The following is a 21738-nucleotide window of genomic DNA, read 5'->3' as shown; positions in this document are numbered from 1 at the left end:
ATTTATTTTCATTCTGCTGTCATATTTCATTTCACTACTAGATTTTTCTTTTTCCACGTTTCTGCACATTTAATAAAATTCTCAGCAATTTTCACATTACTGTAAAAATACAAGTGCGGGAAGCCTGCATAAAAGCTCTCCGTTGTATATCCGCAGTCCCAGCCCCGTGTTCCCACCGGCTTTTTTGCTGCGAAATCCGTCCCGTTCTCCTCCGAATCCCAGTGGTGGAACTCATGGGCGCGGAATTCAATTCCCGCAGGTCCTAACAGTCCCTCTTTCTTTGAGGTAACAGTAATATACCCAAATCTCCCAAGCTTCCCCGTGTCACGGCTGCTGCCCGGCAGCACACCTGCCATTGGCCATTCCACGCCGTCTGGATCCACGATCGAATCCTTCAGGTACAGATATCCGCCGCACTCCGCGATACACGGCACCTCTTCCATCATCGCCTGACGGATCGCATTCCGCATACTGATATTTCCTGAAAGTGCTTTCGCGTGAAGCTCCGGATAACCGCCGCCAAGATAGACTGCGCAGGTTCCCTCCGGAAGGTTTCTGTCGTGGATCGGGGAAAAATACTGTATTTCCGCTCCAAGTTTTCTCAGAATATCCAGATTATCCTCGTAATAAAAGCAAAAAGCTTCATCTTTGGCGACTGCAACTACTGTTTTCTTAATACCTGTCCCGCAATCCACATTACAAAACTGCCTTACAGCTCCTGGCAATTTCACTTCTATCTCTGCCGCTCTCCCAGCCTCCTCAATAATCCCATCCAGATTGATTCCCACTCGAACCTTTTCTTTGATCAGATCCAGCCGCTCCCGGATCCCCAAAATCTCCTCTGGCATCACAAGCCCCAGATGGCGGGATTTCAGAGTCAGATCCTTTAACTCCGGCACATACCCGAATACCCGGATTCCAAGCTCCCGCTCTGCCCGCTCCTTTAATCCCGGATACAGCATCGGTGACAGCCGGTTAAAGACTACCCCTGTCACATGGCTCTTCTCCTTATAATCAAGAAATCCCTTGATCGACGCCAATGCCGAAAGACTCCGCCCCTTCATATCCACCAGAAGGATCACCGGCGTATCCGTAAGGTCCGCCACCTCCCAGGCACTGGACCGCTCCGAGACACCGCCAAGCCCGTCATAAAAGCCCATGACGCCCTCCAGTACAGCGATCCGGCTTTCCGGAATTTTCTTCATTTCGAGGACTTCCCTGCCGAGCAGATATCTCAGCGTATCCCCGTCCGCAAAAAAGCTGTCCAGATTTCTCGACGGGATCTCCAGCACCGTCCGGTGAAACATCGGATCGATATAATCCGGCCCGCACTTAATCGCCCGCACCGCCTGGACCCTCTCCTTCAAAAGCGAAAGCAGTGCACAGGTAAACAACGTCTTCCCCCCGCCGCTCTTTTCTGCCGCGATCATGATCCGGGGAAGGTGGACGGAAACTGCCTGAGAATCCTGATCCCAACACTTCATTCGACCCTTATCCATATTTTCCACTCCTTCATAATCGCTACATTCTGCTGACACAGATTTTTCCCTCAAACGTCACGATCCACACCGGATTCTGCCCCATCATCAGATGACTGGAGCCGACTTTTTTAGACCTCGCGGCAGTCAGCGTCACAAGATCCGGTTCTGTCACCGGGAGAGTCTTTGCGGCCTCAAGGACTGCTGCCAGAGACTCAGGAGTGATGAGGTTTACAACAAATCGTGTTTTAGGATTTTTCTTAAGGCATAATGCGATAACCTCTTCCATCTGTCCTCCGCTTCCGCCAATGAAGACATGGGTTGGCGCCGGAAGATCTTCTAACGCCTCCGGCGCTGTTCCCGCTATGATCTTCACATTTGTGAGGGCGAATTTTTTCCGGTTTTCATAGAGAAGCTCCACGGCCTCCGGATTCTTCTCGATAGCGTAGACTTTCACCGAATCAGAAAGGCCTGCACACTCCACAGAGACAGATCCTGTCCCCGCCCCCACATCGTAGAGGACTGAGTGTTCCGTGAGTTCCAGCTTTGCCACGGACACGGTGCGGACTTCCATCTTCGTCATCGGAACCTTCCCGCGGGTGAACGCCTCATCGGCAATACCGTGGGATAAAGGTCTTCGGGGCCCGGTCCATTCCGCATAGAGGACGGCCAGTGAAGGTGCTTTCCTGCCCTTTATTTCCTCTGGAGTGGAGGTGAAGATCTGTTCGTCTTCAAGTGTCAGGTTTTCCCCGGCAAAGAGCTTTGTCTCCTGCATCCCAAGATCGATGAGCTGTCCGCAGATCTTTTCATAAAAATCCGCTCCGCCTCCTAAGACAAAGGCACTGCCAGAGCGCTTTAACTCTGAGGCAAAATTTGCCGCCTGCCCGTGCATGCTGAAGAGTTTCGCGTGATCCCAGGGACGCCGGATCTTCGCGAAAAAATATCCAACGGAAGAGATCCCCGGAATTACTTCCACGGTATAGTTTCCGCGGCGTTCCAGCACTGCACCGAGTTTTTCCGCTGCGCTGTAAAATCCGGTATCACCGGACATGGCTCCACAGATCACCTGTACCTCCGGGTGGGCATCCAGATAGTCCGCAATTTTTTCCGGCTGGTATGCCTCAAAAACAGGTTTGTGGAAACTTTCCAGCTGTCTCACACAGCGGCTTGCGCCGACGATCAGATCACATTTATCGAGGCGTTTTTTTGCCTCACCGGTTAGATAGGATTCGCTTCCGGGTCCTGTGCCGATAAGGAATACCTGGCGTTTCCCGGAATTTTTAACTGACCTTCCCAGAGCAAAATGCTCCTCCAGATAAGCAATTCCTTCTTCTAACGAGATTCCTTCTTCCACCGGTCTTCCGATCACGACAAGACCGACACCTGCTTTTTTCGCCGCGCTGACCTTTTCCTCGAATCCGCCCGCCTTTCCGGACTCCTTCGTCACCATCCACTTCGCATGGACCGCTTTCATCATTGCAACATTTAAGTCTTCCGCAAAGGGTCCCTGCATTGCGATCAGATGGCTGCCGTAAAAGCCCATATCGGCGCAGGTCTTTACCACCTCCGGCATGGAAAGAACTCTCGCGTAGATTCTCGTCTCCCAGTCCGGGAGAGCTAAAAATGCGGAGAGCTCCTTACTTCCCGTCGTGACGAATACCGGACCTTCCGTGGTCTTTAAAAAGTCCACTGCCGACTGAATATTCTCCACCGTGATGATCCGGCAGTCTGAACCGTCTGAAATGCCTTCCGTTTCTGTCCAAGCACTTTCTCCGGGCATTTCCATATCTGCTTTTGTGTTCTTTTTCTTCTGGTTGTCATCTTCAAAAGTACGGGGTCCGTTTTCAGCAGTGAAAACATTTGTTCTCTCACCGTTTTTATCCCGCAGGATCCTTAAAAGCGGGGTCCCTGTCTTTTCTGCCGCCTCCCTGATATTTGCCGTGACCACCACCGCAAAAGGATGGGTTGCATCAAGGATCAAGTCATACTTCTTTTCCTGAAACAGTTTCTCCATCTGGATCTCATCGACACGCCCGTCATGGACCTGAAGATTCTCAGCCTTCGGGATCTCCTCTTTTCCATATTCCGTCGCAACAAACACATCAGCCGCTACCTGACTTCCGGCAAGGCGGGATGCCAGAACCCGTCCTTCCGTTGTCCCCGCAAAAACCGCAATTTTCCCTTCCGCTATCTTCATATCCGGTATCCTCTCGGTGTGACCATCCAGTTCTGTCCGCCAAGGACGGACTTTTCGGTCCGGCTGTTTCCAATAAACACGGTGGTGAACATGTCCGCCTCGTAATCTTTCAATTCCGCTAACGTCATGACCTTCTTCGTCTCCCCGTCTCTTCCGATGTTCTTTACAATGCCGCAGACGGTATTCGAGCTCTTGTACCGTAAAAAGATCTCACACGCACGCTTTAAATAGTCCGCCCGCTTCCTGCTGGACGGATTATAGAGGCAGATGGAAAAATCAGTCTTCGCCGCCGCGTCCAGGCGATTCTCAATGGTCTCCCAGGGTGTTAAAAGATCACTTAAGCTGATCACCGCAAAATCATGCATCAGCGGTGCCCCGAGGACAGCGCCGCCGGAGAGAGCCGCCGTGATCCCCGGGATCACCTCGATCTCCACCTCCGGGTACTTTTCCCCCAGTTCCAGGATCGGTCCCGCCATTCCGTAGATTCCTGCGTCCCCGCTGCAGATCATCACGACAGATCTTCCTTTTTCCGCCTCCGCAAAAGCCATCTCGCAGCGCTCGATCTCCCGTTTCATGGGGGTCGTCAGAAATTCCTTATCTGGAAAGTACGGCTTCGCGAGATCCACATAGACCGTGTATCCCACGATCACATCGCAGGTGTTAAGCGCCTTTACGGCACGGAGCGTCATGGATTCATATTCTCCAGGTCCCATGCCGACCACTGTCAGCTTCTTCATATGTCCGTCCCCTTTCTGAATTCCGTGGAGAAGTCCGGCGCATAGAGTCTTGACTCCTCGTAACCGTTTGCCTCTCTCGTGCCGAATACATCACCGATAAAGATCATTGCCGTCTTCTTAATTCCGTTCTCCTCTGCGGACTTCGCCAGCGTAGAGACGGTGCAGCGGACGATCTTCTCCTCCGGCCATGTCGCCTTGTAGATGATCACCGCCGGCGTGTCCGACTCATATCCGGCTTCCGCAAGTTCCTTTTCCATCTGTGACAACAGTCCCGTGCTTAAGAACACCGCCATGGTCGCATGGTGAGCCGCCAAGGAACGGAAACTCTCCCGCTCCGGGACTCCGGTCCGCCCCGCCATTCTCGTGATGATCACGGACTGGGACACGCCAGGCAGCGTGAGTTCCGCATGGAGACTCGATGCAGCGCCGCAGAAGGAGCTGACCCCCGGGCATACATCGTAAGCAATCTTTTTCTCATCCAGCCGGTCCATCTGCTCCCGGATCGCGCCGTAGATCGCCGGATCACCGGTGTGAAGCCGCACCATCATTTTTCCCTCACGCTCCGCTTTCTCCATGGCACGGATCACCTCGTCAAGAGTCATGTAGGCACTGTTTAAGATCTCACACCCCGGCTTCGTCTCCTTTAAAAGCTCCGGATTCACAAGGGATCCCGCATAGATCACCACGTCCGCCTCCCGAAGGAATTTCTGTCCCCGGACCGTGATCAAGTCCGGCGCTCCGCTTCCGGCTCCCACAAAATGTATCATGATGGTTTTCCTCCTGTTTTTCGAATCTTCATGACCGTCCATGCATGGTCTCTCATGTCATACTCCCGCTTGCAGTACGGGCAGTGACGGATCTTCATCGCGTCAAAGCTTGCCCCGCAGCTTTCACAGGAGACCTGATGGATCGAGTATCCCGGGTCCTGCGGGATCTGGATATTCTTTCCGACGATCATCCGGATCCTGTCGTTTTTCTCCTTCATCGAACTTCCCCTGTCATATGTATCGCAGAAGTACAGATCGATATCCGCATACACATACGGGCCTTCCTGCCAGCAGTTCCCCACCGACATAGCTCCCCTGTATACAATGTCCGTGATGTTCTGGAAACTTTCCCCATCCCAGGGACCGCGGATAATAGAAAGGTCCTCTCCCGGCTCGGAAAAGATAATATTTTTTGCCAGAGCAATGACCTGGTTTGCAAAGTTTTCATAGCCAAAATCCGGCTCGTAATTCTTCATGAACCGGATCAGCCTGTTTTTGCTGCCAGAAGTGGCAAACAGAAGTCCAAGGCTCTGCATCGCCCGCCAGAAAGTATACCCAAGTGTTTTTAAGGCAAACAGCATATATCCGCCGAAGGCTCCGATCACTGGACACCCGATCAGCGGGCAGATCATGGAATATAGTGTCAGAGGATCACCGGTCTTTGCCCTCTCCCATGCCAGGTATGACAGCATGAACACCGTGAAGATGACTGCCCCTCCGCCGCACCAGGGAGTTAATGTTCTCTTGATCTCTTCCGTGGAATAGCTGAGGTCTTCAATGGAATAAAAATTCGCGACCTTCGGATACAGATCCTGCATCAGAAATCTTGTGTGGCAGTATGGGCAGCCTTCAAACAGCGCCTTGATCTGGCTCACCGCTCCGCAGGACGGGCAGGTACATGGCTCCGTTCCGTCTACCGTCGCCTCATTCGCGAAGGTGATCGTCTGGTATAAGATCTCTTTCTTCCGGAATTTTCCGATGATCCGTCCACCCCTGGAATATGTCGTATTTCTCTGCGCCGTGCGGAATTCTATCACATTCGTATATTTCTTTCCGACCTTCGGCGGGATCGCGCCGGCTGAGGCCAGAAGACCCCGAAGTTCTATGGATGAATCTCTGTGAAGTCCGCGTTTTTCCAACCGCTTCCGCTGCTGGCCCAGAAAATACTTTATATCCTGATTTCCGGTATCCGGGATCGGTCCGCCGGAAAGCCACTCGTTGTATTGTTTCAGGAAGCGGTTATACATCATGGATGCCTTTGTGTCATGGACGCTCCCGTAATTTTTCTGCCTGTTTTCCATAGTGTTTCCTTTAATTTCGATGAATGATCAGAGACCGTAACTTTCATGCGTTGTTCCAAAACTTATTGTTTCAGTTCTTTCAGCGCTAAGTGGAAGCTTATTGATCCAGCTCTTTCAACGCTGACCGCAGAATCGCGTCCGCGCCTTCCGTCTCTCCCAGATACTCCCCCTTTGTCCCGAAGACGATCATTCCCGTCCTCACCTCGTCCCTGGATCGATGGGTAAGGTGCCAATCGGCACGCTTTAAGAATACGTTTATCGTGTCCTCTATGATTCCCGCCTGTTTTAAGTGATCCATCGCCTCATCCGTCGTGTTGGATCTCTGGATCTTTCTAAGGAGTTCCAGGTCCTCGGTTCCGGCAGATAACGCGCAGGACAGCATCGTGTCCATGCGACCATCCGCCTCCCTGGAGTGGGTGTTCATGATCCCGTTTCCGATCTTCACGAGTTTTCCCATGTGACCGGCGATCAGGATACCGGAAAAGCCCAGTTCCGCGGCAAGGTCAATGGTCTTGCCGACGAAGTTGCTCATGGTGACGAGGGAATTCATAAATCCTTCCAGAAGTGATGGTTCTGTTCCCGTTGATAATTCTCCATAAGCCATCTGTTCTGCCTCAACAGCAGCATCCGTGTCCGCCGCGTTACTCCCTTGATGAGCATCGGTACAGAATTTACCATGTTCTACGAGATACCTCTCTAAAAATCCCGCGCCCATATTTCCAGGCACTGCGATCACCCATTTTCTGCCCTCTGCCTTTAAGACATTTAGATGGGTGCGGATCGTCTCGACAAGCGCTTCCTCACTCATGGGCTCCACAATCCCGCTGGTCCCGAGAACGGAGATCCCGCCCTCGATTCCCAGAACCGGGTTGAAGGTCTTCTTCGCGGCTTCTACGCCTGCAGGAACCGATATTGTGATCGATACCAGGCGAAGCTCTCCGGCTTCCTCCAAAAGCTCGTAGACAGCGTCCTGGATCATCTTACGCGGCACAGAATTGATCGCTGCAGCGCCTACTGGCTGATCCAGACCGGATTTTGTGATGCGACCGATGCCGATGCCGCCGTCGATTCTGACAAGCGACTCAGGAAGTGCCTCTTTCTGATGAGCGGCATTCGCTTTTTTCTGCTGTTTCTGGTTTTCTGGACTCAGACCAGGTTTTTCTCCTGCAGCTCCGAACCCGGAACTTTCCAGATGTGACATCTGAACCTTTTCATAAAAGTTTTTATCTTTCACAAACTCCGCCCGCGCATACACCAGGATCCCGTTCGTCACATCATAATCGTCCCCTGCGTCCTTCCTGACCGCGCACTCCGCCCAACTATCCCCGGAAGTTTTCTCTTCCAGCGATACGCACACCGGAATCCCCTTCGGGGTCATGATCTCCTCCGTCTCCTTCCAGGATCCTGTGAGCAGAAATCGCACCGCCCCCTGAGCCGCCAGAGCCGCGCAGGTTCCTGTGGTGTATCCGCATCTTAACTTTTTATGGTCTTTGTATACAAAGGTATCCATGTTTACCTCGCGATCTCGTTTCTGTCCGCCAGCAGCACCTCTAAAATTCCGTCCGCTGTATAGTCGGAAGCTGTCAGGGCATTCTTCACTCCGTATTCCGCAAGGACTGCCGCTGTCACCTTTCCGATGCAGACTGGTCTCACCGTCTCAAACAGAGATGCCGCTTCCGCCTCACGTCCCGCGAAGAATCCTCGGACGCCGGAGCCGCTCTCAAACGTGATATAGTCGGCAGTTTTAAGTCTCGCAAGCTCCGTCTGCTCCACCAGGATATCATAGATTGGAATATCCTCAAACGCATATCCCTGTTCCGCCAGTGTCTCCGTGAGGACCTTCGAGCCCTGCTTTGCCCGCGGGATCAGAAATTTTTCTGCCTCTGCACACGGACAGACATTTTCTGAACTGGAAATGCTGTAGGCTACATTGGCGGCAGCAGTTTTTGCCCCAGAAGTCTCTCCATTCTCCTTCAGGTATTTGACAAGTCCATCCGCCAGCGCTTTCGTCGTGTATTCCTCCGGGATAAAGTCCGGCGTGATTCCGACACTCTCCAGATACTCTCCTGTTCCGCGCCCGACGGCAGCAAACTTAAGTGAGCCGAGTTTTCTGAGATCCACACGTCTCTCTCGCATCCGGTCAAAGAAGATCCGGACTGCATTCCGGCTCGTAAAAATCACCCATCTGTAACGGGAAAGGTCCGCAAACGCCTGATCCAGCCGTTCCATGGACTCCCGTACCACAAGGGATTCCCCCGCGCGGACCGTCTTCGCACCCTCATCGGACAGGCGGCTTATGATCCGTCCTCTAACGGCCTCTGTTCCGGTGACTCCCACCGTGATTCCGGTAAGCACGCCCGGCACCATAGATGTAAAGTGGAAGGCACAGACCTCACCCACAGCGATGATTCCGGGAGGCGTAAGTCCCGCTTTTCTTACAGCCTCAGGCAGATCCTTTAAGGATGCCCGGACAACGCGCATTCGGGACAGTGTTCCGTCCGTCACAACGGCTGCAGGCGTCTCCCCGTCTTTTCCGCCATCTATGAGACGTTTCACGATCTCCTCAAGGTTCGAGAGTCCCATAAGGAAGATCAGGGTTCCCGGAAGCTTCGCGTACAGGCTGTAATCCCCGGAGAGTCCCTCACCGCCTTCGTGGGAGATATGTCCCGTAAAGACATGGAAATCTCTCGCGATATTCCGGTGGGTGACAGGGATTCCAGCTGCCTCCAGTGCCCCGATGGCTGAGGTAACGCCGGGGATCACTTCATAGGGGATTCCTGCTTCTGTGAGCGCCTGGATCTCCTCTCCGCCGCGCCCGAACACAAAGGGATCTCCACCCTTTAACCGGATGACGCGCTTTCCTTCCAGTGCCTTCTCCACCAGGATCCGGTTGATCTCCGACTGCTTTTTGATGTGGTGCCCGGCCTCTTTTCCAACATAGATCCGCTCACAGTCCTCCGGCACCAGAGTCAGCAGTTCCTCGGAGCCAAGACGGTCGTAGACAAGGACCTCCGCAGCCTTTAAGATCTGCTGTCCTTTTACCGTGATAAGTCCGCCGTTTCCGGGGCCTGCTCCCACAAGATAAGCTTTCCCTGCCGGAAGCTCCCCTTCGGTCCCCTTCTTTACGAGAAGCTCCGCGAGTTTCATGGAATCCTCCGGCGCTCCGGAGATCTTCCTGCGGATGAGTCCATTTTTTGTCTCCCGCATGAGTCCCATCCAAAATGTTCCATTCTCTTCCTTCGCGTACACGCCTACCGCTGCGGTACAGCCTGCACCTAAAAGGCGCAGCACTTTTCTCTCCGCGAACAATGCCCGCTCCGCTTCTTTATCATTCAGTTTTTTGAGGATCTTTAATACCTCACTGCCCTTTTTCGCTTCCACTGCGATGATCCCCTGACCTCCTGCCGGGATAAACATTTCCGGTTCCAGAAACTCAAAGGAAAATCTCGGATCATTAAAAAGACCCAGACGATTAAGACCAGCCGCAGCCAGAATGATCCCATCGTACTCTCCCTGATACAGCTTTTCCAGTCTCGTATCAACGTTTCCGCGGAGCAGGCGGCATTCCACATCCCCGTGCTCCATGATCTGCACCTGACGTCTCGGACTTCCCGTTCCGATGATCCTGGGACTCCGCTCCGGAGTACGACCCTTTACCGTCACAAAGACATCCCTCGGATCTTCCCGCTTTAAGACGGCACCGATACAGAGCCCGTCGCTCAGATCCATCGGCATGTCCTTCGCGCTGTGGACCGCTAGATCAATATCCCCGTTTAAAATGGACTGCTCAAACTCCTCCACAAAGGCCCCTTTTCCTCCAAAAGCAACAAGAGAGGTCTTTAAGATCTTATCGCCCTTTGTCATCAGGGGAACCAACTCACATTTTACCTCCGGGCATGCGGCCTCGATTGCCTCCGCCACCATGTTTGTCTGCACAAGCGCCAGCCTGCTCTTTCGCGTTCCGATCCGGACCGTCCGGCGTTTTATTGCTCCCATCCTTTACCGTTCCTCCCTGTCTTTTGCGATAATAAGGGAATAATATCCCGCGTCCTCCGGGATATCCGCGGCACTCCGTATCAGCCGCTCACCCTCCATCCCACAATTTTCCACCATCCAGGCAGGACACTCCGTGAGAAGAAGCTCCCGCTTCACATCCGCGATCTTTTTCCCGGATTTCATCAAGATCTTTGTCCCTGAAAGCTTCAGCCCATCCTTCACCGGATAGGAGCCCGGCAGGATATGGATGGACTCCGCCTTCTCCCCCAGAGAGATCCCGAGCTTTGCCGCCGCCGCGCAGAAAGACGGGACTCCGTTAATCAGGACAGACTCGTATCCCAGAGCCAGAAGCTTTTTATGGACATAGCCATATGTGGAATAGACCGTCACATCCCCCAGTGTCAAAAACGCCACGGTCTTTCCCTGATCCATGAGGGCTGACAGGCTCTTCACCGCCGCCTCATGGCTCTCCTTCAGCACCGACTCGTTCTTCGTCATCGGGAATACCACAGGGATGATCTCCTTTTCATCGATCTCAGGGACCGCCCCCAGAGCGATCTGATATGCGGTACATGTCTCCTTTTCTTTTCCAGGAATCGCGATCACATCCGCCTCCCGGAGCAGGCGCGCTGCCTTTAATGTCATGAGTTCCGGGTCCCCCGGTCCCACTCCGATTCCATAGATCTTTCCCTGCATGTTGTTCTCCTTTATGTCCTGTTTCTTCAATTCTGTGCAGCCTTACCAGCCTTTCCGGCTGACATGCAATCTGCCTTCAGATTCTGCCGCACATCTCTATTCTCCGTTAAAATTCCCCTGAAAGATTTCCGGCATCGGTCCTTTTCCTCTCAGGTATGTAAGCAGATCGCTTAAAAGTTCTGCTCCTTTAGGGACTGCCTCATTAAATTCACGCTCCAGGTGGTCTGTGATGGCCTCACAGCCCGGCGTTGGCTGTTTCCTCATAAACATGCCGTGAATGACCCCATAGCTTCCTGTAAAACGCAGGAGGAAGCAGCAGAGCCTTTTCGTCCTCTCACTCGAGTTGATAAACAGACGGTTCATGGTCCGAAAACTCATGATCGCCTTTGCCACCTTGATGGGATCTTCATCGAAAAGCCTCGATGAGGCCCGCACGGTCTGGGCTGTGATCTTTAAATGACAGGTGAGGTTCGAGTGCAGCGGGCGCATATGTTCCCGCTCCAAAAGTCTTCGCTCCAGTTCCGTCTCGATCTCCGCGTGGGTGATCCCGGTCCGTTTCTCCTCTGCATTCACGTAAGCGTGGACGCGGTTGTCGAGGCTGAAATGGCAGGCGACACCCATGAGATACGCGATCATCTCGTCTCTCTCGTCCTTTGTCTCGGCCTCTCGTACCAGCATCCGGCCACGTTCCATGAGCTTTGCAGCAGGTTCGCCGTGCATCCGCACGCCTTTCTGGTTTACCTTGTTTTTTCCAAGTGCCTTGTAAAAGAACAGGATATCCGGCCCGTGGACCCCTAAAAGGAAGCAGTACCGCTCCTTCTTTATGATCCGTTTAATGACCGGATCAGCCTCCATATATACTTTTCTCCCGTATAGATCATGCGCAAATGCTGCCGGCATGGATCTCATCTCCTTCGTAATATGCTCTGCGTGACAAAAATCCCGGTTATTCTGTCAGTTTCCGGATCTGTCCTGCAACTGAAAAAGCTGTGACAATATGAATCGCCACAGCTTTACAAATCCTTATTTATTTGATCTCTGTCTTTCCGCCCATATACGGTCTTAATACTTCCGGAATTCTTACAGAACCGTCTGCCTGTAAGTTGTTCTCAAGGAAAGCGATTAACATTCTCGGCGGGGCTACAACTGTGTTATTTAAGGTATGTGCGAAATATTTCTTTCCATCCGGTCCGTTTACACGGATTCTTAAACGTCTTGCCTGAGCGTCACCAAGGTTGGAGCAGCTTCCTACCTCAAAGTACTTCTTCTGTCTCGGAGACCAGGCCTCAACGTCAACAGATTTAACCTTCAGGTCAGCAAGGTCACCGGAGCAGCACTCTAAGGTACGAACCGGGATATCCATGGAACGGAACAGATCTACCGTGTTCTGCCATAACTTGTCGAACCACATCTTGGATTCTTCCGGCTTGCAGACAACGATCATCTCCTGCTTCTCAAACTGGTGGATACGGTATACGCCGCGCTCCTCGATGCCGTGCGCACCCTTCTCCTTACGGAAGCACGGAGAATAGCTTGTTAAGGTCTTCGGAAGTTCCTCTTCCGGAATGATCTGGTCGATGAATTTACCGATCATGGAGTGCTCACTTGTACCGATCAGGTAGAGATCCTCACCCTCGATCTTGTACATCATAGCGTCCATCTCAGCGAAGCTCATAACACCTGTAACAACATCACTGCGGATCATAAACGGCGGTACACAGTACGTGAATCCACGGTCGATCATGAAATCTCGCGCGTATGCGATCACTGCAGAGTGAAGTCTCGCGATATCACCCATTAAATAGTAGAAACCATTGCCGGCAACTCTTCTTGCGGAATCAAGATCGATGCCGTTAAATTTCTCCATGATCTCTGTGTGGTACGGGATCTCAAAATCCGGAACGACCGGATCACCGTACTTCTGAACTTCTACGTTCTCGCTGTCATCTTTGCCGATCGGTACGGACGGGTCGATGATATTCGGGATCGTCATCATGATCTTCTTGATGCGCTCCTCGAGATCTTTTTCTTTCTCCTCCAGCTCAGCAAGGTGGTCGGAAGCTGCTGTAACCTGTTTCTTAACTTCCTCAGCTTCTTCCTTCTTGCCCTGTCCCATCAATGCACCGATCTGCTTGGAGATCTTATTTCTGCTCGCGCGGAGGTCATCAGCCTCCTTCTTTACTTTTCTGTTCTCCTCGTCCAGTTCGATCACTTCGTCTACTAACGGAAGCTTCGCGTCCTGGAATTTATTCCGGATATTCTGCTTTACGATTTCCGGATTTTCTCTTACAAATCTTAAATCTAACATGAGCTTTTCTCCTTATTGCCGTGTAAAAACACGCTTTGGTAAAAATATATCATATTTTGCTGAGAAAAGGAAGGGGATTTCTCCTACTTTTTTATCAGTTTACCAAGAATCTTCTCAAAACAAACACCGTTCGCGTGAGGGATCTGCTCCTCATCGGAGACTTTTATGCACTCTTTTACGAATCCTGCTGCCTGGCTCACCGCCTCCGGGAGGGACTTCCCGTTTAATAACGCGCCCGCCACAACAGAGGAAAATACATCTCCGGTTCCCGGACGCTCTCCACCGGAGGACCTTGTCCGGATAAATTTTGCATCGTACTGTCCCTGCTCCAGAACCACATTGGTGTAGCAGCTTCCCTCCCGCACTCCTGTGATGACCACAGATTTCGCGCCCATGAGCCGCAGCATCATCGCCATATTTAAGAGTTCTTTTCTCGTCCAGTTTTCCTCCCTGTATGGAGTATCCGTGAGGATACAGCACTCCGTCACATTCGGAAGAACAACATCCGCCATGCAGACAAGTTCCTTCATCTGCTCGCACATCTCCGGTGTATAAGTCTCATAGGCATGTCCATGGTCTCCCATCACCGGATCCACAACAACAAACGTTTTCTCTGCCTTTAATTTCTGAACGATCTCCATGACGATCCCGATCTGGGCCTCCGACCCAAGAAATCCCGTTGCGATCGCGTCAAAGGAAAGTCCAAGTTCTTTCCATTTGTCCGTATACGTGGTCATTTTTTCCGTATAGTCATCGAAAAAGTAAACCGGAAATTCCGTATGGTTTGAAAGGATCGCCGTCGGTATCGGACAGCACTGATGACCCATCGCGGATAAAACAGGAATAGCCACTGTTAATGAACAGCGGCCATAACCTGAAAGATCATTGATCACAGCAATTTTCTTCTGCATGAATTTATCTTCCAATCTTCCTGCTTCCGCAGTATATTTGCTGCTCACAAGTAGAATTTTTTATTGTCCACATGCGATACAGCAACATCTATGTTACACTGCAGAATTTATTTTTCTTAGTTTTAAAATCCATCCCAAATCGACTGCGTCGATGGGATTTTTGACTTCCAGCCTATTCTTTTTTTACGGTCAGCGCAACAAGTGTGCAGACCTACTGAGCAGCTAAAAAACCAGCTCGTTTTAACGCCGGGCGAAGCGCCGCATAAAGGACGACTGCAATCACGGAGTTGATCACCGCGTTGATGATCGTGGTGTACGTTGTGATCGCTATCAGCGCTTTGATCGCAGATGCTGCTTTATCAGCGTTCGGGAATAATAAGGTATACCATACATACTTTAATGCCGGCTCAAAGAAGCAGTTAAAACCGAGACCACAGACAGCCGCGATCGCAGACCAGCGGATCACATAGGCATGGTCATGTTCATCGGAAAGCTTTGCGATCCTGTGGGCAACGAAGCCTACGATGAGACCGATCACAAGCTTTGTGATAAAAGTTCTCGGTGCAGATGCCGCATAGCCGCCAACGATATCAGCAATGGATAAGCCAACAGCACCGGAAAGTCCACCGTAAACGCCGCCGAGAAGATATGCGGAAAGCACAACAAATGCGTTTCCGATATGGATCTTCGTTCCGCTGGCTGAGATCGCCGGGAACACGGCATATCCGATATAGCAGAGCGCCGCCATCAGGCCAGCCTGCGCAATTTTCATTAACTGCCCATTCTTTTCTTTCATAAGTAAAATCTCCCCTCGTGTGTTATTGACAGGCAGAACCGTTCATATTTTCATAATCGGTTCAAGGATTTCTGAATGGATCATCCGGAAAGCCTTTCCGTCATCCTGATACCCATGGTAGCATGCGAGTGGATTGTATGAAATGTCCAGTTTTGTTTTTTTTATACAGTCCAGTCTGTTTTCCTCGCCGCAACATTGCAGACTGCAACGTATATCATCCTTCTTTTTTGCTTTTTCACGCTGATATTTTCACGCGGTGTTCTCTTTAATCTCTTGACTCCACGCAGATCAGGATCCCTTTCCGGAATGTGATCTTTGCCCGCTCCCCTGGAATCTCATTGCTGACACAGAGACTGGGATCCTTTAAGATCGAGATGTCCTTATTGTGCAGCGGATATTTAAATCCATCCAGCGTGATTCCAAGAACGGTCTCCGTAAGCGGAAGAAAGGAGACATATTTCCCGTAGATCCGGTCTTTCAAAAAAACGGAATATTCCTCATCATCCGGTGTCAGGAGAAAGATACGGTTTTTTGCATCATAGATCTCCATGAAAAGTCCTGCATCCTTCGCCGCCCGCATCAGATGGATATTGGAAAGCTCATGATCCAGCCTGCCCCCTGTGGCTCCCAGAACATGGGCGGTATGAAACCCTGCCCGGAGTGCGGAGCGGACCGCAAGATCCGTGTCCGTCTCATCCTTCTCCGGCTTATGGACATCCGTCGCCCATCCCTCTTTCTTTCTGAGTTCTTCCATCCGTTCCAGCCCGAAGGTATCAAAATCGCCCACCGCAAGGTCCGGCACAAGCCCCAGCTCCTCGCAGACGGCAAGACCCGCGTCCACTGCGATCACATAGGGATATTTCCGATTTTTCACGAATTCCGCAGCAAATTTCCGGTCCGTCGGTCCGCCCGACACGATCAGGCAGGTATCCGTCATTTCTCTTCTGTCTGCATTCATATTATCTGCCTCTCCCCTATCCATGGCACATCCTCACGCCGGGTGCGGTCCCTTATCTTGCGGAATACTCCTCAAAGATCTTCAGGAACTCCTTCGTATTCGCTGCCGCATCGTTCTTAAACACCGCGGAACCCGCAACGATCACGTTCGCGCCTGCATCGAGAACCTCTCTGACATTTGCCGCATTCACGCCGCCGTCCACCTCAATATCGGTGGTGAGTCCGGCCTCATCTAACATGCCGCGGAGCTTTTTGATCTTCTCTAACGTATACGGGATAAACTTCTGTCCTCCGAATCCCGGATTTACGGACATAATCAGAAACATATCTGCTTCTTTTAAGATACAGGAAAGTGTCTCGACCGGAGTTGCCGGGTTTAACGCAACAGCTGCTCTGGCACCGGTCTCCTTGATCTGGTTGATGGTACGGTCCAGATGAAGACAGGCTTCCTGATGGACACAGATGATATCCGCGCCGGCCTTTCTGACATCATTTACATATCTTCCCGGCTCCTCCACCATCATATGGACATCAAACACACGGTCTGTTGTCTTTCTGAGGGATGAGATCACCGGCATACCGAAGGAAATGCTCGGGACAAACGCTCCATCCATCACATCCAGATGGATGTACTGCGCTCCCGCGTCAGAAACTGTCTTTACATCTTCACCAAGTTTTGAAAAGTCTGCTGAAAGAATCGATGGCGCTAATATATACATGATCTTAATATCTCCTTTTACTCTTCAGTTCTTCATAGATCAGCCGATAATTTTCATACCGGGAATCCGCAATCTTTCCTGCTTTTACGGCCTCCTTGACGCCGCACTCCCGTTCTCCCACATGGACACAGCCCAAAAACCGGCATTCCGGCTCGTAGGCCTCAAATTCCGGAAAGAAATCCTTTAACTCTTCCGGCTTCATATTGTCGACAAAGATGGAGCTGAAGCCCGGCGTGTCCATCACGAAGGTCTCCTTCTCGACGAAGAACAGCTCCGAATGTCTTGTGGTATGGCGACCCCTGCGGATCTTCTCACTGACGGCCCCCGTCTCCATCTCCGCCTCCGGCTGGATTCGGTTTGTCAGGGATGATTTTCCAACACCGGACGGGCCGGCAAGTGCCGTTGTCTTCCCCCTTAAGAGGTCATGGATCGCCTCGATCCCTTCCCCCGCCAGAGCACAGGACAGATGGACATCATATCCGGCATCCCGATAGATTCCAGCAAGTCGTTCTGCCTCACCCTCTTTTCCGAGATCTGTCTTATTAAAGCAGATCACCACCGGAACATTCTGGGCTTCCATCGTAACCAGAAAGCGGTCCAGAAGGTTTAAATTCGGTTCCGGGTCAGCGACGGCAAACACGATCATTGCCTGATCGATGTTCGCCACTGCCGGACGGATCAGGGAGTTCTCCCTCGGAAGGATCTCCACGATGTTTCCGAGGCTCTGCTCCTCAGAAAGCACGTCGAACTCCACATTGTCGCCCACAAGGGGCTTGATCTTCCGGTTCCGGAATACGCCCTTTGCCTTACACTCGTATACTTTGGAAACGCCGTCATGTACGTAATAGAATCCGGCAATTCCCTTTATGATCTTTCCAGTCAACCGTCAACCTCCGTAAATGTCACATTATAGGATGTCAGTACCACGTTGTTCGTGAGGTCCACGATCTCCACCTCACCGGTCTGTACGCCGTCCGCGCCGCGGATCCTGTCTAACTTGATATTCAGGGTTGTGTCCGCGCTGTAAGACTTTGGCTCCGCAAGCTTCGTATAGGTCACTTTGCCGTTCACCGTCTGCTTTAAACGGATCAGGATCTGGATCTCGGAGGATGCTGCCCCCGGTCCATAGGAGACCTGAAGCGGATAGCTTGCATCCAGAGACGCGATAAACTGTTTTTTCGGAGCTTCCGGCCCAAGGCTCAGAGTGTAATCCACGGTATCCCCAGGTGCTACCTGAGTTCCTGCCTCAACGCCCTGACTGATGACGTGACCGGCCGAGATCGTGCTGTCGTACTCCTTTGAAACCTCTCCGGTCACAAGTCCTGCCGCGGAAAGAAGTGCTGCCGCCTCCGCGTCCGTCTTTCCATAAAGATTCGGTACAGGAACGAATTCCTCCTCCGGTCCCGTACTCACATATAAGGTTACGGTACTTCCGAGGGCCACTTTTTCCTCCGGTTCATAGCGGATGATCGTTCCGGAAGCCACCTCCTCGCTGGCTTCCTCCCGAACATCTGCTTTTAAATTCTTTCCCTCCAACAGGCGGACCGCCGTTTCCAGTGTCATTCCGGAAAGGCCAAGTTCTGAGAGATCAACCTTATCAGAACCCGCGCTGATGACAACGGTTACCTTGGAGAAACGCGGAATCACGGTATCGGGCTCTTCCTTCTGTGAGATGACGATGCCTTTTTCCACTTCATCCGAGTTTTTCTGCTCTACCTGCATGGTGAGATCGAGTCCCTGTAAGATCTTCTCGGCTTCCTCCTCGGAGTGGCCCACAAGCTTCGGCATATAGACTTCCTTCTGGCTGATAACAGTCTCCGATGCCGCAGTTGTCTTCGCTTCTTCCGTCATAGATTCCTCAGAAACGGTTTTTGTCGGATCCTCCGGAGTGCTGCTTCTGAACAGACCACCAAGCTTCAGGACAAACACGATCACAACCGCGACAATGACGATGGCTGCCGCCACGCCCAGGCCTGTCAGGATCTTTTCCAGTCCTGTGGCTTCATCATCCACTTTATTCTTTTTCGGTTCCTTCTTCGCGTTGTCCGTCTGATCATACCGCTTTTCCAGATCCCGCCGTTCCCTGCGCTCACGGATCTCTTTTACCGGCTTTGACTCCCGGATCCGTTCCCCACTTCTCGTCTTGATCAGATTCAGTTCTTTTGGGCTGATGACGATGGTATCGGAGCTGTGGTCTTCCTCTTTAACGGCGCCGATAGTCGGGTCATCATCATTTAAGAGTGCTCTTCTCAGGTCACTGATCACAGCCGCCGCGTTCGGGTATCGGCGCTCCGGTCTCTTTTCCGTACATTTTAAGATGATCCTCGCAAGACTTGGGGACACATCCGGATTCAACATTCTGGGATCCGGCATCGGTTCTTCCAGATGTGCCAGCGCGACCGTCACCGTGTTGTCCCCCTCAAACGGAACATGGCCGGTGACCATCTCAAACATGGTGATACCTAAGGAATACAGGTCGCTCCGCTCATCGCTGTATCCGCCTCTCGCCTGTTCGGGGGAGATATAGTGGACAGATCCCACAACTGTCGCCGCATTCATGGTCTGGGACGACACAGCTCTCGCAATTCCGAAGTCCGCTACCTTCACCTTTCCATCCATGGAGATCAGCATATTCTGAGGCTTGATATCACGGTGAATGATATGCTGTTCATGGGCTGCTTCGATTCCGGAGGCTACCTGGATCGCGATCCCGATGGCTTCCTTTACATCCAGATGACCTTTTTTCGTGATATAGCTCTTTAAGGTGATTCCCTCTACGAGCTCCATAACGATAAAGTGGATATCTCCCTCATCCACGACATCATATATATTGACAATATTCGGGTGTGAAAGTCCGGCCGCTGCCTGAGCTTCCATCTTAAATTTACTGACAAAGGTCGCGTCGGAAGTAAACTCCGATTTCAGTACCTTGATTGCGACCAGACGGTTTAATTTATGGCATTTTGCTTTATAGACCTCTGACATTCCGCCGGAACCTATCTTTTCCAGAATCTCATATCGGTCCTGCAGCATCGTTCCAGGGTATAAAATCATAGCTTCACCTCACTTATCTGAGGTTCTACAAGGACAATCGCAATGTTGTCCTTTCCTCCGTTCCGGTTTGCCTCGTCAACCAGCGCTTCCGTCTTCTCCTTCAGCGTATCCGTTGTCTTTAAGACCCGGCTGATCTCGGCATCATCCACCATGTTCGTCAATCCGTCAGAGCAGAGCAGAATACAGTCACACTCAAGAAGCGGCACTTCAAAGAAATCCGCCTCCACCCGGTTCCCGATTCCCATGGCGCGGGTAATAATGTTCTTCTGACTTCGGTAGGACTCGCTGTCCCGCTCCATTTTTCCTCTCGCGACCATCTCTTCCACAAGGGAATGGTCTCTCGTGATCTGTGCAAGACTGTCCCGCAAAAGATAAAGTCTGCTGTCCCCCACATTTGCCACGTACATCATGTCGTCCTCGATCGTAGCGGCAACCAGAGTGGACCCCATTCCTTCCCGGTCCGGGTTTCCCTGAGCTTCCTCAAAGAGCCCCTGATTCGTCTTCTCCAGAGCTTTTCTGAGGATCATCACAGGACTGGCCAGATCAGAATTTTCAATATATTCTTTCATATGTTCCACGACATACCGGGACGCGAAATCCCCGGCCTTATGTCCGCCCATTCCGTCTGCCACGATGAACAGATTCGGAAGCGGTCCCACCGGCTGATCCGCTGCAAACAGGAAATCCTGATTGGATCTTCTCACAAGACCGGTGTCTGTCTTCGCGTAAGAGATCATGACGATTCCTCCTCACTCAGATAGCTCTTTCTAAGCTGTCCGCAGGCACCGCCGATATCGCGGCCCATCTCCCTGCGGATCGTAACGTTGATGCCGTGTTTTTCAAGATAACCCCTGAACGCGTCAATGGCATCCCGATTGGACTGTTTGAAGTCGCGTTCCTTGATCGGGTTTACCGGAATCAGGTTCACGTGCCCCTGCATATCCTTTAAAAGCGCAGTCAGGCGCTTTGCCTCGTCAAGGTTATCATTGACGCCCTGTACAAGACTGTACTCAAAGGTCAGGCGTCTTCCTGTCTTTTTATAATATTCCTTACATGCCGGAAGCACCTCCGATAAGGAGTAGCTGTTGGCGATGGGCATCAGAGTCTTTCTCGTCTCATCGTCCGGCGCATGAAGGGAAAGTGCCAGAGTAATGGAAAGACCTTCCTCCGCAAGCTTTAAGATCTTTGGTACGATCCCGCAGGTGGATACTGTGATGTTTCTCTGACTGATATTCAGACCGTTTTCATCGGAAAGAAGCCTGATAAACCGGATCAGGTTATCATAGTTATCCATCGGCTCACCACTTCCCATGACCACAACGTTGGAGACACGCTCTCCCGTGGATCTCTGGATCCGGTAGATCTGATCCAGCATCTCCGAAGGACGTAAGTTTCTTGTGAGTCCGTCCAGAGTGGACGCACAGAACCGGCAGCCCATGCGGCAGCCCACCTGAGAGGAAATACACACAGAATTTCCGTGGTGATATTTCATCAGGACACTCTCGATCACGTTTCCGTCATCGAGACCGAACAGATACTTTCTTGTCCCGTCGATCCCCGATTCCAGCATCTTTACGGTCTTAAGGGACGTGTATGTACTGTATTCCGAAAGCTTTTCCTTAAGCGACTTCGGAAGGTTCCTACATTCGTCTAAAGACTCGGCTAATTTTACATGCATCCACTGGTATAACTGTTTTGCCCGGAACGGTTTTTCACCCAGCTCCTTCACGAACTCTGTCAGTTCTTCCAGTGTCATTGATTTCAGGTCTTTCTTTTCCATTCTCGATTCTCCAAAAACCTTGGTTCTGTCATGTTTCCACA

General features: G+C 51.7%; 18 protein-coding genes. All 18 read right to left on the bottom strand.

Features of this window, described 5'->3' with window-relative positions; genetic code table 11:
* Positions 1-26 precede the first annotated feature (26 nt).
* Positions 27-1499: a cobyrinic acid a,c-diamide synthase CobB gene (locus tag ABCW45_RS08875; protein ID WP_343220674.1), complete on the bottom strand. Its 1473-nt coding sequence runs from the start codon at positions 1497-1499 to the stop codon at positions 27-29.
* Between the two features lie 22 nt (positions 1500-1521).
* Positions 1522-3675, bottom strand: coding sequence for a precorrin-6y C5,15-methyltransferase (decarboxylating) subunit CbiE (gene cbiE / locus ABCW45_RS08870; protein ID WP_343220673.1), 2154 nt, complete (start codon positions 3673-3675; stop codon positions 1522-1524).
* On the bottom strand, positions 3672-4412 hold the full coding sequence (cobJ, locus tag ABCW45_RS08865; RefSeq protein ID WP_343220672.1) for a precorrin-3B C(17)-methyltransferase: 741 nt from the start codon (positions 4410-4412) through the stop codon (positions 3672-3674). Before cobJ ends, cbiE begins: the two co-directional genes overlap by 4 nt.
* A complete protein-coding gene (gene cobM / locus ABCW45_RS08860) occupies positions 4409-5179 on the bottom strand; it encodes a precorrin-4 C(11)-methyltransferase (protein WP_343220671.1) in 771 nt (256 codons plus the stop codon). Before cobM ends, cobJ begins: the two co-directional genes overlap by 4 nt.
* Positions 5176-6480 carry a hypothetical protein gene (locus ABCW45_RS08855; RefSeq protein ID WP_343220670.1) on the bottom strand — a complete coding sequence of 435 codons (1305 nt, stop codon included), beginning with the start codon at positions 6478-6480 and terminating at the stop codon, positions 5176-5178. Before ABCW45_RS08855 ends, cobM begins: the two co-directional genes overlap by 4 nt.
* A gap of 97 nt (positions 6481-6577) precedes the next feature.
* Positions 6578-7990 carry a cobalt-precorrin-5B (C(1))-methyltransferase CbiD gene (cbiD, locus tag ABCW45_RS08850; protein ID WP_343220669.1) on the bottom strand — a complete coding sequence of 471 codons (1413 nt, stop codon included), beginning with the start codon at positions 7988-7990 and terminating at the stop codon, positions 6578-6580.
* Between the two features lie 2 nt (positions 7991-7992).
* Positions 7993-10476 (bottom strand): uroporphyrinogen-III C-methyltransferase, encoded by a 2484-nt coding sequence (gene cobA, locus ABCW45_RS08845; protein WP_343220668.1) that lies wholly within the window; start codon positions 10474-10476, stop codon positions 7993-7995.
* Positions 10477-10479: 3 nt separating this feature from the next.
* A complete protein-coding gene (gene cobI, locus ABCW45_RS08840) occupies positions 10480-11172 on the bottom strand; it encodes a precorrin-2 C(20)-methyltransferase (RefSeq protein WP_343220667.1) in 693 nt (230 codons plus the stop codon).
* A gap of 96 nt (positions 11173-11268) precedes the next feature.
* Complete coding sequence (locus ABCW45_RS08835; RefSeq protein ID WP_343220666.1) at positions 11269-12072, bottom strand: zinc dependent phospholipase C family protein; 804 nt, start codon at positions 12070-12072, stop codon at positions 11269-11271.
* A 127-nt stretch (positions 12073-12199) separates the two neighbouring features.
* Positions 12200-13480 carry a serine--tRNA ligase gene (gene serS, locus ABCW45_RS08830; protein ID WP_015554613.1) on the bottom strand — a complete coding sequence of 427 codons (1281 nt, stop codon included), beginning with the start codon at positions 13478-13480 and terminating at the stop codon, positions 12200-12202.
* 83 nt (positions 13481-13563) lie between these two features.
* Positions 13564-14391, bottom strand: a complete 828-nt coding sequence (locus tag ABCW45_RS08825; protein ID WP_015554614.1) for a pyridoxamine kinase — start codon at positions 14389-14391, stop codon at positions 13564-13566.
* 211 nt (positions 14392-14602) lie between these two features.
* On the bottom strand, positions 14603-15187 hold the full coding sequence (locus tag ABCW45_RS08820) for an ECF transporter S component (protein WP_015554615.1): 585 nt from the start codon (positions 15185-15187) through the stop codon (positions 14603-14605).
* 265 nt (positions 15188-15452) lie between these two features.
* Positions 15453-16145 (bottom strand): thiamine diphosphokinase, encoded by a 693-nt coding sequence (locus ABCW45_RS08815; RefSeq protein WP_343220665.1) that lies wholly within the window; start codon positions 16143-16145, stop codon positions 15453-15455.
* 52 nt (positions 16146-16197) lie between these two features.
* On the bottom strand, positions 16198-16863 hold the full coding sequence (gene rpe, locus ABCW45_RS08810) for a ribulose-phosphate 3-epimerase (RefSeq protein WP_117552410.1): 666 nt from the start codon (positions 16861-16863) through the stop codon (positions 16198-16200).
* A 4-nt stretch (positions 16864-16867) separates the two neighbouring features.
* A complete protein-coding gene (gene rsgA, locus ABCW45_RS08805; RefSeq protein WP_117469667.1) occupies positions 16868-17746 on the bottom strand; it encodes a ribosome small subunit-dependent GTPase A in 879 nt (292 codons plus the stop codon).
* Complete coding sequence (pknB, locus tag ABCW45_RS08800; protein ID WP_343220664.1) at positions 17743-19917, bottom strand: Stk1 family PASTA domain-containing Ser/Thr kinase; 2175 nt, start codon at positions 19915-19917, stop codon at positions 17743-17745. The genes rsgA and pknB overlap by 4 nt, the downstream gene beginning before the upstream one ends.
* Positions 19914-20654, bottom strand: coding sequence for a Stp1/IreP family PP2C-type Ser/Thr phosphatase (locus ABCW45_RS08795; RefSeq protein WP_117469668.1), 741 nt, complete (start codon positions 20652-20654; stop codon positions 19914-19916). Before ABCW45_RS08795 ends, pknB begins: the two co-directional genes overlap by 4 nt.
* Positions 20651-21697: a dual-specificity RNA methyltransferase RlmN gene (gene rlmN, locus ABCW45_RS08790; protein WP_343220663.1), complete on the bottom strand. Its 1047-nt coding sequence runs from the start codon at positions 21695-21697 to the stop codon at positions 20651-20653. Before rlmN ends, ABCW45_RS08795 begins: the two co-directional genes overlap by 4 nt.
* Positions 21698-21738: the final 41 nt, after the last annotated feature.

Origin of the sequence: Pilosibacter fragilis (assembly GCF_032490495.1) — a bacterium.
GTDB classification, from domain to species: domain Bacteria; phylum Bacillota; class Clostridia; order Lachnospirales; family Lachnospiraceae; genus Pilosibacter; species Pilosibacter fragilis.
Note: the sequence above shows the minus strand (reverse complement) of the source record. Positions and strands in the feature narration are given on the sequence as shown.

Excerpts from the sequence above, each read along its gene's own strand:
- ABCW45_RS08875 (WP_343220674.1), bottom strand. The coding sequence starts at position 1,499 with ATGGATAAGGGTCGAATGAAGTGTTGGGATCAGGATTCTCAGGCAGTT.
- cobM (WP_343220671.1), bottom strand. The coding sequence starts at position 5,179 with ATGATACATTTTGTGGGAGCCGGAAGCGGAGCGCCGGACTTGATCACG.
- ABCW45_RS08855 (WP_343220670.1), bottom strand. The coding sequence starts at position 6,480 with ATGGAAAACAGGCAGAAAAATTACGGGAGCGTCCATGACACAAAGGCA.
- rlmN (WP_343220663.1), bottom strand. The coding sequence starts at position 21,697 with ATGGAAAAGAAAGACCTGAAATCAATGACACTGGAAGAACTGACAGAG.
- rpe (WP_117552410.1), bottom strand. The coding sequence starts at position 16,863 with ATGTATATATTAGCGCCATCGATTCTTTCAGCAGACTTTTCAAAACTT.
- pknB (WP_343220664.1), bottom strand. The coding sequence starts at position 19,917 with ATGATTTTATACCCTGGAACGATGCTGCAGGACCGATATGAGATTCTG.
- cobA (WP_343220668.1), bottom strand. The coding sequence starts at position 10,476 with ATGGGAGCAATAAAACGCCGGACGGTCCGGATCGGAACGCGAAAGAGC.
- ABCW45_RS08825 (WP_015554614.1), bottom strand. The coding sequence starts at position 14,391 with ATGCAGAAGAAAATTGCTGTGATCAATGATCTTTCAGGTTATGGCCGC.
- cobJ (WP_343220672.1), bottom strand. The coding sequence starts at position 4,412 with ATGAAGAAGCTGACAGTGGTCGGCATGGGACCTGGAGAATATGAATCC.
- cobI (WP_343220667.1), bottom strand. The coding sequence starts at position 11,172 with ATGCAGGGAAAGATCTATGGAATCGGAGTGGGACCGGGGGACCCGGAA.
- ABCW45_RS08815 (WP_343220665.1), bottom strand. The coding sequence starts at position 16,145 with ATGAATGCAGACAGAAGAGAAATGACGGATACCTGCCTGATCGTGTCG.
- ABCW45_RS08820 (WP_015554615.1), bottom strand. The coding sequence starts at position 15,187 with ATGAAAGAAAAGAATGGGCAGTTAATGAAAATTGCGCAGGCTGGCCTG.
- cbiE (WP_343220673.1), bottom strand. The coding sequence starts at position 3,675 with ATGAAGATAGCGGAAGGGAAAATTGCGGTTTTTGCGGGGACAACGGAA.
- serS (WP_015554613.1), bottom strand. The coding sequence starts at position 13,480 with ATGTTAGATTTAAGATTTGTAAGAGAAAATCCGGAAATCGTAAAGCAG.
- ABCW45_RS08795 (WP_117469668.1), bottom strand. The coding sequence starts at position 20,654 with ATGATCTCTTACGCGAAGACAGACACCGGTCTTGTGAGAAGATCCAAT.
- cbiD (WP_343220669.1), bottom strand. The coding sequence starts at position 7,990 with ATGGATACCTTTGTATACAAAGACCATAAAAAGTTAAGATGCGGATAC.
- ABCW45_RS08835 (WP_343220666.1), bottom strand. The coding sequence starts at position 12,072 with ATGCCGGCAGCATTTGCGCATGATCTATACGGGAGAAAAGTATATATG.